The organism is Roseateles sp. 22389, from assembly GCF_052044995.1.
Classification (GTDB): domain Bacteria; phylum Pseudomonadota; class Gammaproteobacteria; order Burkholderiales; family Burkholderiaceae_C; genus Roseateles.
On sequence record NZ_JBQEOF010000032.1, the window covers coordinates 34,665 to 46,771 of the forward strand.

General features: G+C 73.4%; 10 protein-coding genes. All 10 read left to right on the plus strand.

Going from position 1 to position 12,107, the window contains the following annotated elements; genetic code table 11:
- Position 1 precedes the first annotated feature (1 nt).
- The gene (locus ACTJKJ_RS26540) at positions 2-2,794 is read left to right on the plus strand and encodes a hypothetical protein (RefSeq protein ID WP_440823113.1); all 2,793 of its coding nucleotides are present in this window, start codon (positions 2-4) and stop codon (positions 2,792-2,794) included.
- Positions 2,795-2,909: 115 nt separating this feature from the next.
- Entirely contained in the window at positions 2,910-3,476 is a 567-nt protein-coding gene (locus ACTJKJ_RS26545) for an eCIS core domain-containing protein (protein WP_183480014.1), read from the plus strand.
- A 205-nt stretch (positions 3,477-3,681) separates the two neighbouring features.
- Positions 3,682-4,080: a CPBP family glutamic-type intramembrane protease gene (locus ACTJKJ_RS26550; protein WP_440823115.1), complete on the plus strand. Its 399-nt coding sequence runs from the start codon at positions 3,682-3,684 to the stop codon at positions 4,078-4,080.
- Between the two features lie 16 nt (positions 4,081-4,096).
- Positions 4,097-6,208, plus strand: a complete 2,112-nt coding sequence (locus tag ACTJKJ_RS26555; protein WP_440823127.1) for a choice-of-anchor D domain-containing protein — start codon at positions 4,097-4,099, stop codon at positions 6,206-6,208.
- Positions 6,209-6,249: 41 nt separating this feature from the next.
- Complete coding sequence (locus ACTJKJ_RS26560; RefSeq protein ID WP_440823117.1) at positions 6,250-6,810, plus strand: TlpA family protein disulfide reductase; 561 nt, start codon at positions 6,250-6,252, stop codon at positions 6,808-6,810.
- 133 nt (positions 6,811-6,943) lie between these two features.
- Positions 6,944-7,204 (plus strand): DUF4266 domain-containing protein, encoded by a 261-nt coding sequence (locus tag ACTJKJ_RS26565; protein ID WP_091734254.1) that lies wholly within the window; start codon positions 6,944-6,946, stop codon positions 7,202-7,204.
- Entirely contained in the window at positions 7,191-8,417 is a 1,227-nt protein-coding gene (locus tag ACTJKJ_RS26570; protein ID WP_440823119.1) for a DUF3570 domain-containing protein, read from the plus strand. Before ACTJKJ_RS26565 ends, ACTJKJ_RS26570 begins: the two co-directional genes overlap by 14 nt.
- 10 nt (positions 8,418-8,427) lie before the next feature.
- Positions 8,428-9,507, plus strand: coding sequence for an FAD:protein FMN transferase (locus ACTJKJ_RS26575; protein ID WP_440823121.1), 1,080 nt, complete (start codon positions 8,428-8,430; stop codon positions 9,505-9,507).
- Complete coding sequence (gene dsbD / locus ACTJKJ_RS26580; RefSeq protein WP_440823123.1) at positions 9,504-11,435, plus strand: protein-disulfide reductase DsbD; 1,932 nt, start codon at positions 9,504-9,506, stop codon at positions 11,433-11,435. Before ACTJKJ_RS26575 ends, dsbD begins: the two co-directional genes overlap by 4 nt.
- Before the next feature lie 16 nt (positions 11,436-11,451).
- Positions 11,452-12,107 (plus strand): NAD(P)/FAD-dependent oxidoreductase (locus tag ACTJKJ_RS26585; protein WP_440823125.1); only part of this gene is annotated, 656 nt, incomplete at its 3' end.

The window sequence follows — 12,107 nt, forward strand, 5'->3', positions numbered from 1 at the left end:
CATGGGGACACGCTCCTTCTTCAGAATCCCGCGACTCCCGCGCGCGTGGCGCGCGACCGATGAATGGGCCGAGGCCGCCGGTGACGCGGGCCTCGGCGCGAGGGTCGACGCGGCGGTCGACGCGACACGCACCGCGCCGGCCGCGGGCGCGGCCTGCCGCCATTGCGCGCGGCTGCGCTGGTTCGTCGGCGGCTCGCTGCTCGCGGCGGGGCTCGTGATCCTGCACGCGGCGGCGCAGGCTCCGGCCGGTGGATCGGCCTCCGACGCGACGCACTACGTCGCGACGCCACGACCGCTGCCCGAGCGCCCCGTGCTCCCCTGGACGGCGACGACCATGCCGGACGCGCCAGCGGCGAAGGCCTCGGCGCCAAGCCCGGCGATGGCCTCGGCGCCGGCGCGCGACGACCTGATGTGGCTGGTCTACCAGACGGTGCCGCTGCCCAACGCCCGGCTCCACCAGCCCTACAAGGCCCGCGACGTGGTGCGCGGCGGCCGCGCGCCCTATCGATTCAGCGTGGACGGCGCGCTGCCGCCGGGCATGTTCCTGGAGGAGGACGGCGTGCTGGCCGGCACGCCCACTGCCACCGGCACCTTCCGCTTCCTGCTGACGGTGCGCGACGCCTCGCGGCCGCCGCACCTGGACCAGGCGATGTACGTGCTGCGCGTCGTCGATCCGAAGCCGGCCGCGGCGACGCCTGCCGCGCCACCGGCGACCAAGCCGGCGGCCGCTGCGGCGCGTCCTGCCAAGAGCCGGCCGGACAACACGCTGAAGTCGGTGACCGAGGACCAGACCAACCTCACCGTGCCGCGCGATCCGCCGCTGCCGTTGACCTATGTGCTGACGGCCGCGAAGCTCGAGACGATCTTCAAGAACGCCGAGGCCTCGATGGGCGAGTCGCTGATGACCGCGGCCAATGCCGCCAACGCGGCCGACGCCGCCGACGGGACCGCCGTCGGGAACGAGGCCTCCGCGCCCCGCCCGCTGGCGGTGAAGCCGCCGGTGCTCGGCCCGACGCTGGACCAACTGCGCGAGATGCTGACGCCGCTGCAGGACGTCGAGCATCCGACGCGCGCGGTGTTCCAGGACTCGCTGCGGGCACGGCAGTGCGAATACTTCCTGCGCCACGTCAACGCGTTGGCCCTGGAGCAGCACAAGGACGCGATCCGTCGCTGCCCGCGCCGGGAGGACCTCGCCGAGACCGATCGACCGCACCTCGCGGCGAGCGGCAGTGCCGCCACGGTGAAGGCGACGAAGGCGGCCAAGCCCACCCCGCCCACCACGCCCACCTCGACGCTCGCCCCCGGCAGCCTGCCGGTGATGACCTTCCTGGACATGCTGATGCCGCCGCATCTGCTGGAGGAGATCACCGACGTCGCCGGCACCGAGCATCCGCTGTCTCAGGCGCGGCCGCTGCGGCTCAAGCCCGATGGCTGCGGCTGCAGCCTGCAGGACATCGAGAACGACGTCTTCGGTTTCCTGCCCTACTGGATGGGCGGCGAGACCGACGCGCCCATCCCGGTGCGCTTCGACAAGTTCACCCGGCTGCAGTACATGGGCGTCCTGCTGCGCAACAACGGCGAGTACCTGCGGCCGACAGGCTGGGACAGCCCCGGCGGCGGCTTCGCGCGGCGGGTGGACCAGCACGGCGTCGGCCTGGACCTGGTGCTCTACCGCCGCGACTTCCGCGCGCTGATGCGCCTCACCGACGAGGAGCGCAAGACGGTGCTGGACACCACCGCGGCGCAGGTCGGCGAGATGCTGGACCTGCGCCACGGCGACCTGCAGGGTGGGCTGGAGACGCTGCTGCCGCCGGGCTGGCGCGAGGAGGCGCATGTCTACGACGGCCTGACCGTGTTCTTCGAACCCACCGACGACGAGGCCGCGGACCCGCGCTTCGAGCAGTTCCTGCTCGCCTACCTGCATCGCCTGACCGAGACCATGCAGGCCCGCGGCACGCGCGCCTTCCACCTCAACCTGGTGATTCCGCAGCACCTGCTGGGGGAGACGTCGACCGCGTTCCGCTTCAGGAACCTGCTGGCCATCATGAAGGCGGCGGAGCGCCAGCGCGGCGTCGGCGACGACAGCGGCCGCAAGGAACGCAGCGCGGCGGCGGCGACCTACAAGTCCTCGCCGGACTACGTCGGCACCAGCGACATCACGGTGAGTTTCCTCGCACCGCTGGGCACCGGCTCCGACATCGGCAAGATGCAGCTGCGCTCGCGCACCGACTTCAATGACGAGCTGGCCGGCCAGGACCGCATGGCGGTGCTGGGCAGCGTGGTGCCGGTGCTGCTGCACCCGGGCGGCAAGCCCGAGGCGCTGGCGCCAGAGGAGCAGGAGTCGCTGGACCGCGACCTGGTCTACATCGGCTGGTCCTTCGGCGGCGTCGCGCTGTGGCCGCTGCCGGTCGTGGGCATGGGCGCCGGCGAGAGCGTGCTGACGGCGCTGGACCATCGCTTCTGGTCCTTCCTGGACCAGGACACCGGCTTCTGCCGCATCGTCTGCCCGATGCGCATGCCGCTGCGGCTGGCGCTGGAGGCGCTGATGGTGCTGGTCGGCACGGCGCTGCTGGTCTACGGCTGGAACTGCCGGGTGCGACGGATGGGCCGCGTCATCCTGATGGGGCTGTGGGCCGGCGCGATCGCCACGCTGGCGGTGGCCTTCGCGATCTTCTCCTGCGACCCGTCGCTCAACGAGCTGCGCAAGGGCAACACGCTGCTGGTCGCGATCATCCTCATCCTGGTGGTGGGCGGACTCGTCGTCACCTTCAAGCCGCGGGTGGAGCCGCCGTGAGCGCGACGGACACCGCGGGCGCCGGCAGCGCGGGAAACACGGGAAACGCGGGAAACGCCGACCACGCCAGGCGCGCCGTCCGGCGGCGCATCGATCACCTCAAGGGGAGCAGACGATGAAGGACTCGACCACGGACAGCGGCACGCGGGAGCAGGTGCCCGCGGCGACGACGACGGCGCAGCGGCGCGCCGGAATGGAAGGCGGCGAGCTGTCGGAGGCCATCGACGCATCGCCCCGGCAACTGGCGCAGCGCCAGCGGATCGACGCGACCTTCGGGCCGGTGGCGCAGCGCGCGACCGACGCGCTGGAGGAAGACGAAGCGGGCACCGCGCAGGCGAAGGCCGCGCCGGTACAGCGGCAGGAGAACCGCACCGGCATGCCGGACGGCCTCAAGGCCGGCATCGAAGCGCTGTCGGGCACCGACCTGTCGGACGTGCGGGTGCATCGCAACTCGGCGCAACCGGCGCAGCTCAACGCGCTGGCCTACGCGCAGGGGAACGACATCCACCTCGGCCCCGGCCAGGACCATCACCTGCCGCACGAGGCCTGGCACGTCGTGCAGCAGCGCGAGGGCCGCGTGCAGCCGACGATGCAGATGGCCGGCGTCGACATCAACGACGACGCCGGCCTGGAGGCCGAAGCGGACCGCATGGGCGACGAGGCGCTGCGACACGGCGGGTGACGCGCCGCTGGTCCCGGCGGGCCACTCCGCGGGTCGCCGCGCGGCGTGACGCGCGGCTGACGCCGTCGAGCGCGCAGCGAGCGCCGACGCGAACTGCGGCGTCGCCCGCATGGCGGCGCTCGGCCGTCTGATTCATTTTTTTACGACAACCTTTTTCGAGCCCCCCGGAACACACGCAGAACGTCACCGACTTCCGCCTGTGTCCATGCCGACCTTCCTCCTCGCACTGCCCCCCTGGGAGACGCTGCTGCGGCAGCTGCTGCTGGCGCCGTGTCTGGAGGAGATCCTCTTCCGGCTCGGCCTGCAGGACCTGCTCGCCGACTCCCGCGCCCTCGCGGCGCGCCGTCATGCGGTCACGCTGACGGCGCTCGCCTTCGGCGCCGCGCACGCGCTCGCCCTGCTCGTCGCCGCGGCGCCCGGCCCCTGGCCGACGCTCCCCGCACTGCTGCTCGCGCTGGCCACCGCCGCACCGGCCTGGTGGATCGGCCACGGCTATCGCCGCCATCGCTCGCTGCCACGCTGCATCGCCTGGCATGTGCTCTTCAACGCCTGCTGGCTGCTGCTCGCGGCGCCCGTGGTCCTTCCGCTTCTCTCCACCTCCTGACGAGGCTCGCGCCATGATGACCCTGCCCCGCTCCCGCGCCCTCCCCGGCGCCCGCTCCGCTGTCGCCGCCTCTGCCGCTTCGCCAGCTTCCGCCGCGTTCTCCACGCTCGCCGTCATCGCCGGCGCGCTGCTGGCGGCGCCCGCCTTCGCCGCCGACCCGGTCGCCGGCCAGACCCGGTTCTCGCAGGTCTGCGCGGCCTGCCACACCGTGGCCTCCACCGCCGTCGTCGACCGCGGGCGCAACAACCCCGCGATGATCCAGAACGCGATCAACACCATCCCGGCGATGACCGCGGCCGTCTCCGGCAACGTCAGCGCCACGGACCTGGCCGACATCGCCGCCTACCTGGGCAACTCGCCGGCCTCGATCAGCTTCGCGCAGACCACCGTCGGCCAGACCAGCGCCGTCTCCACCGTCACCATCAGCGCCAGCCGTCTGGCCGCGTTGAGCAGCCTCACCGCCGTCGCCAGCGGCGACTTCGCCGTCCAGGGCGGCAGCTGCGGCACCAGCGTCCCCGCCGGCACCAGCTGCACCGTCGGCGTCGTCTTCAAGCCGACCGCCGCCGGCGCGCGCAGCGGCGCCTTGACGATCACCCACAACGGCATTTCGACGGCGATCCCGATCGCCCTCAGCGGCACTGCCAACGGCGCGCTGCAGGCCGGCCTGTCCGCCGACGCCAGCAGCGTCGACTTCGGCACGCAGACCGTGGGCGTCGCCTCCGCCGCGCGCACCGTCACGCTGACCAACACCGGCACCGCCTCGCTGGACTTCGGCAGCATCGGCGTCAGCGGCGCCAACGCTGGCGACTTCACGCGAGGCGGCAGCTGCGCCGTCGGCACGCCGCTGGCCGTCGGCGCGACCTGCACCGTCACCGCGACCTTCTCGCCGGCCGCCGCGGGCGCCCGTTCCGCCTCGATCGCCGTGGCCGCCACCGCGCCGGCCGCTGGCGGCGCCGCCGCCAACGTGAACCTCGCGCTGAGCGGCACCGGCCAGATCGCCGCCGCGCCGGTGTCCAGCCTCTCGGCGAGCTCGCTGAGCTTCGGCACGGCCACGGTCGGCACCACGACCGCCGCGCAGACCCTCACCGTCACCAACACCGGCAGCGCCGCGCTGAGCTTCAGCGCGATCGCGGCCAGCGGTCCGTTCGCGGCCACCCACAGCTGCGGCGCCAGCATTCCCGCCGCCGGCACCTGCACCGTGTCGGTCACCTTCACGCCGACCGCCGCCGGCGCGGCCACCGGCGCGCTGAGCCTGACCAGCAACGCCGCCGGCTCGCCGCAGAGCGTGGCGCTGGCCGGCACCGGCGCGCTCGCCAACACGGCGATCCTGGGCTGGAGCCCGGCGGCCGGCGCCGACTTCGGCACCGTCACCGTCGGCGCCGACGGCGGCCTCAAGCACTTCACGCTGAGCAACACCGGCACCGCCGCCGCGACGCTGGGCAGCTTCAGCCTGGCCGGCGCCGCCGCCGCGGACTACCGCGTCGACACCGCCTCCACCTGCGTCGCCGGCGCTTCGCTGGCCGTGGGCGCGAGCTGCGACCTGGCGATCGGCTTCAGCCCGCGCGCCGTCGGTGCCCGCGCCGCCACGGCCAACGTCGTCGCCGACAACGCGACGCTGCCCGCCGCGCTGGCGCTCAGCGGCACCGGCCAAGGCGCGCCGCAACCGGCGCTGCAGCTGTCGGCGACCTCGATCGACCTGAGCGCGGCCGACACCGCCGGCCGTCCGCTGACGCTGACCAACAGCGGCAACGCGGCGCTGCACATCGCCTCGCTGGCGATCAGCACGGCGCGTTTCTCGATCGACACGAGCGGCACCGGCAGCTGCGGCGCGGCGCCGTTCACCGTCGCGCCCGGCGCGAACTGCCAGGTGACCGTGCGCTGGCTTGGCGCGGGCGCGGCGGCCTCCGACGCCGCGGCCACCGACACCGCCACGCTGACGCTGCNGGGCGACATGTCGCCCGCCACGGCCACCGTCGCGCTCAGCGGCTCGGCCGGCAACACGGCGATGTCCAACAGCGGTGGCGGCGGTTGCACGATCGGCGCCGGCACCGGCGCGGCGGATCCGCTGCTGCTGCTGATGGCCGGACTGTCCGGACTGATCCTGTGGCGCCGTCGCGCACGCCGCTGAACACGGCCGCGCTCTCCCACCCTCAACGCCCTGGAGCCCCGATGTCCACTCGCCCAACTTCCTCCCACGATGCCGCGCGCCGCGGCGCGTCGTCGCGCGCCCTCACCACGATCGCCTCGCTCGGCGCCGCGCTCTTCATGACGCTGTCGCCGGTCCACGCCGCCGACGTGGGCCAGGCGCTGCCGGTCGCGAGCGTCCCCGGCGCCGACGGCGCGCCGGTGCCGCTGTACGACGGCAAGGCCAAGCTCACCTACGTCGACTTCTGGGCCTCGTGGTGCGGCCCCTGCCGCGAGTCCTTCCCGTGGATGAACGAGATGCAGGCCAAGTACGGCGCGCAGGGCCTGCGCATCGTGGCGGTCAACCTCGACGCCCGCCGCGACGACGCCCAGGCCTTCCTCAAGGAGGTGCCCGCCAAGGTCGCGCTGGCCTTCGATCCGAAGGGCGGTTCCGCGCAGCGCGTCGGCGTGCGGGCGATGCCGAGCTCGGTGGTGCTGGGCCCCGACGGCCGCGTGCTGATGGAGCACGCCGGCTTCCGCGCCGAGGACAAGGCCGAGCTCGAGGCCCGCATCGCCGCGGCGTTGAAGGCGCAGAAGGCGCCATGAATGCCCTGAGCGCCCGAGCTTCCCGAGCGTCCTGATCGCGCGATGGCGCCACCCGGCGCCGCGCCCCGACACCCGCCGGCGCGGCCCACCCGCGCTCCGCCGCTCCCCCTTGCTTTCACCCTGGAGTCCCACGATGTCCCTGCCTCCGACGCCCCGCCGCCGCGCCCCGCTCGCGACGGCCGCCCTGGTCGCCGGCGCGACGCTGCTCGCGTTCGCGACCACCGGCTGCGCGATCCAGCCCCCCAAGCCCTGGGAGAAGGGCGCGCTCGCCCGCCCCGAGATGACGATGGGCGGCGACGTGCTCGGCGACCGTTTCGCCCAGCACATCTACACCAGCAAGGAAAACGCCTCCGGCGGCAATGGCGTGGGAGGAGGCGGTTGTGGCTGCAATTGAGTTCGAACGCGCCCCTGCCACGGGAGCCGTCGACGCGCCCGCGACGCGCGATGCCGGCGGCCCCGCTGCCGACACGACCGCGGCCCGCGCCGGCGCCTGGGGCGGCGTGCTCGCCGCGGCGCTGCTGCTGCCGGGACTGCAGCCGGCGGCGCAGGCCGAAACCGCGCCCGAACAGGCCGAGGTCGCCGTCAAGCTGCTGTCCTACCGTGACCGCCAGCCCGGCTTCGACCGCATCAAGGTGACCGCGCCGTCGGTCTACCTGATGGTGCCGGTGGCCGGCCGCTGGTCGGTCGAGGGCTCGCTGGTGACCGACAGCGTCTCCGGCGCTTCGCCGCGCTTCCACAGCGCCGTCTCGGGCGCCTCGCGGCTGGACGAGGAACGCAAGGCCGGCGACATCCGCGTCACGCGCTACAACGACCGCGACGCGTGGTCCGTCGGCGCGGCCTACTCGACCGAGCACGACTACCGCTCGCGCACGGTCTCGGCCGACTACCGGCGCTCCAGCGAGGACAACAACACCACCTGGAACATCGGCGCCGCCTTCGGCGACGACTGGATCGGCTCCTCCAACGACCCGACGCTCAGCCGCGGCCGCAACACCACGCAGCTGACCGCCGGCGTGACCCAGGCCTGGACCGCGGTGGACCTGGTGCAGCTGAGCCTGGGCGCGAGCTGGGGCCACGGCATGTACTCGGACCCCTACAAGTTCCCGGACCGCCGCCCGGACCGGCGCGAGCAGTACACGGTGATGGCGCGCTGGAACCATCACTTCAGCGACTGGCGCGCGACGCTGCGCAGCAGCTGGCGCTATTACGCCGACAGCTTCGGCGTGCGCGCCAACACGGTCGAGGCCGCCTGGGTGCAGCCGCTCGCCGGCGGCTGGACGCTGACGCCGATGCTGCGCTACACGACGCAGCGCGCGGCCAAGTTCTATTACGACCCGCTCTACGACCCCGCGCTCGGCGCGCCCTTCCCGCCCGGCTACACCGCCACCTCGCCGCAGTACCTGTCCGGCGACCAGCGCCTGTCGGCCTTCGGCGCGATCACCGCCGGGCTCAAGGTCGCCTACGAGTTCGCGCCGCGCTGGACCGCCGACGTCAGCCTCGAGCACTACGAGCAGCGCGCCGCCTGGCGCCTGGGCGGCAGCGGCTCGCCGGGTCTGGACCGCTTCCAGGCCGACTGGCTGCAGATCGGCCTCTCGCACAAGTTCTGAGGCCACGACGATGCTGCGCGACGCCACGACCTCGCTGCCCTCGGCGGCTGCCCCGGCGGCTCCCCTGCCGCCGGACGGCCCTGCCGAACAGGAGCATCGCCACGCCTTCACGGCGATGGCCTCGCCCAACGAGATCGTGCTGGCCGGCGTCCCGCCGGCGCAGGCCGCCGACGCCTGCGCCTTCGCCGAGGCCGAGGTCCGCCGCATCGAGCGCAAGTACTCGCGCTACCGCGACGACAGCGTGATCTCGGCGATCAACGCGCGCGCGGGCCGCGGCGGCGTGACCGTCGACGCGGAGACCGCCCACCTGCTCGACTTCGCCGCCGAGCTGCATCGACAGAGCGACGGCCTCTTCGACCTCACCAGCGGCTGCCTGCGCCGCGCCTGGGACTTCAAGGCCGGCCGCGAGCCCTCGCCCGACGCGCTGGCCCTGCAGCTCGCGCGCATCGGCTGGCACCGCGTGCAGTGGGACGGCCGCGCCATCGCGCTGCCGCAGGCCGGCATGGAGATCGACTTCGGCGGCATCGGCAAGGAATATGCCGCCGACCGCGCCGTCGCCGTGCTGCGCGAGCTCGGCTTCCGCCATGGCTTCGTGAACCTGGGCGGCGACCTGCGCGTGCTCGGTCCGCGTCCGGACGGCCAGCCCTGGGTCTTCGCCATCCGGCATCCGCGGCGCGAGCACGAGGTCTGCGCGCGCATCGCGCTGGGCAGTGGCGCCCTGGCCACCAGCGGCGATTACGAGCGCTTCTTCATCGCCGCCGACGGCCGGCGCTGCTGCCACATCCTCGATCCGCGCACCGGCCAGCCGGTGCGCCACTGGCAGGCCGTCAGCGTGGTCGCGCCGCTGTGCATCGCCTCCGGCGCCCTGGCCACGATGGCGATGCTGATCGGCGCGCCGGCCGCCACGCGGCTGAGCACGCCGGGCGTGGGCTTCCTGCTGATCGATGCCGACGGCCACCGCCACACCCACGATCCGGAGCAGCTCCTCCACACCCCGGCCGCGGGCCTGGCGACGCCGCCATCGACCGCGTCCGCGCCGGCCCTGCACGCCACTTCCCTCCCTTCCACCACTTCCTCCACGCCGTCATGAGATTCCTCGCCTCCTTCCTCGCCGGCGCCGCGACCGCGATCACGCTGGTCCTCGCCGCGCCGGGCAGCGCCCGCGCCGCCACCGATCAGCCGCCCTTCCTCGACGTCGTGCAGGCCTTCCCCGGCCAGGCGCGTGTCGACGACGCCGGACGCGGCCCGCTGCTGGTCCAGTTCGACGTCCCTCCCGGCTACCACCTCTACCGCGAGCGCTTCGCGATCGAGGCCGAGGGCACGGCGCTGCCCGCGCCGCGCCTGCCCGAGGGCAAGGCCGAGTTCGATCCCAACTTCAACAAGACGATGACGCTGTGGGCCGGCGCGGTCCGCATCGCGCAGCCGCTGCCCGCCGGCGCGCTGCCCGCGTCGCTGACGGTGCGCTTCCAGGGCTGCGCCGACCGCGGCCTCTGCTATCCGCCGCAGCAGGCGCTGGTGCACCTGACGCGCGGCGGCGATGGCGCGGTGACGGCCCGCTGGGAGTCGCAACCCGATGCGCTGACGGCGCCGGTCGATGAGTCGTCCACGTCAGCCGCACCCGCCGCTTCGGCGTCGCCCGCGCCGTCCGGCGCCACGACGGCGACGGCGACCGGAGCCGCACCGGCCACCGCGGCCGCCACCGCAGCCACCTCGGCGGACGCGCCCGTCGACCGCAGCGCCGCCGCGCTGCAGTCGGGCAGCCTGCTGCGCGTCATCGGCATGTTCCTGCTCGGTGGCCTGCTGCTGTCCTTCACGCCCTGCGTGCTGCCGATGCTGCCCATCCTGTCGTCGATCATCGTCGGCCAGGGCGCGCCGGTCTCTCGCGCCCGCGGCTTCACGCTGGCGCTGGCCTACTCGATGGGCATGGCGATGGTCTACACCGCGGCCGGCGTCGTCGCCGGGCTGCTGGGGTCGGGCTTCGCCGCCGCGCTGCAGAACCCGTGGGTGCTGGGGTCCTTCGCGCTGCTGCTGTCGGTGCTGGCGCTGTCGATGTTCGGCGTCTGGGAATTCCAGATGCCCGGCTTCATCCAGGACAAGGTCAACAACGCGTCCAACCAGCTCAAGGGTGGCCGCCACATCGGCGTGTTCCTGATGGGCGGGCTGTCGGCGCTGCTGGTGGGCCCCTGCGTCGCGGCGCCGCTGGCCGGCGCGCTGGTCTACATCAGCCAGACCCGCGACGTGGTGCTGGGCGGCTCGGCGCTGTTCGCGCTGGCCTGCGGCATGAGCGTCCCGCTGCTGCTGCTGGGCCTGTCCGCCGGCACGCTGCTGCCGCGCGCCGGCCGCTGGATGGAGCACGTCAAGACCTTCTTCGGCGTGGTGCTGATCGCGGTCGCGCTGTGGCTGGTGTCGCCGGTCCTGCCGACCGGCGCGCTGATGTTCCTGATCGGTGCCGCGGCGCTGATCCTGGCGATCTGCCTGGGCGCGTTCGAGGCCGGCAAGCCCCGCGCGCTGAAGGCGGGCGGCGCGCTGGTGGCGCTGTGGTCCATCGCGATGATCGGCGGCGCGCTCTCGGGCGGTGACAGCGTGCTGCAGCCGCTGCGCCACCTGGCGCGCGGCACCGGGTCCGCGCTGCCGATGGCCAGCGCGGAGGCCGCCGCCGCCACGCCCACGTTCGAGCGCATCACCACCGTCGCGCAGCTGGACGCGGCGCTGGCCTCGACGGACCGGCCGGTGATGCTGGACTTCTATGCCGACTGGTGCGTCGCCTGCAAGGAGATGGAGCACCTGACCTTCGCCGATCCCGCGATCGCCGCCCGGCTGCGCCAGGCGCGCCTGCTGCAGGCCGATGTCACCGCCAACAGCGCGGACGCCAAGGCCCTGCTCAAGCGCTTCCAGCTGTTCGGGCCGCCGGGGATCCTGTTCTTCGACGCCCAGGGCCGCGAACTCGCTGCCGCGCGCACGATCGGCTTCCTGCCGGCCGATGAATTCGCCCAGCGCCTGGACCGCGCCAAGCTGTGAATCGACAGGACACCCCATGAGCACCGCCACCCGCCACACCGCCCTCCTCATCCTGGGCTCCGGCCCCGCCGGCTACACCGCCGCCCTGTATGCGGCCCGCGCCAACCTCAAGCCGCTGCTGGTCACCGGCATGGCGCAAGGGGGTCAGTTGATGACCACCACCGAGGTCGACAACTGGCCCGCCGACGTGATGGGCGTGCAAGGCCCCGAGCTGATGCAGCGCTTCCAGCAGCATGCCGAGCGCTTCCAGACCGAGATCGTCTTCGACCACATCAACAGCGTCGACTTCTCCAAGCGCCCCTTCACGCTGACCGGCGACAGCGCCGTCTACACCGCCGACACGGTGATCCTGGCCACTGGCGCCTCGGCGCAGTACCTGGGCCTGCCGTCCGAGGAGTCCTTCATGGGCCGCGGCGTCAGCGCCTGTGCGACCTGCGACGGCTTCTTCTATCGCGAGCAGGAGGTCTGCGTGGTCGGCGGCGGCAACACCGCGGTCGAGGAAGCGCTGTACCTGTCCAACATCGCCAGCAAGGTCCACCTGATCCACCGCCGCGACAAGTTCCGCGCCGAGCCCATCCTGGTCGACAAGCTGATGGACAAGGTCCAGGCCGGCAAGATCGAGCTGCACCTGTTCCACACGCTGGACGAGGTGCTGGGCGACGCCAGCGGCGT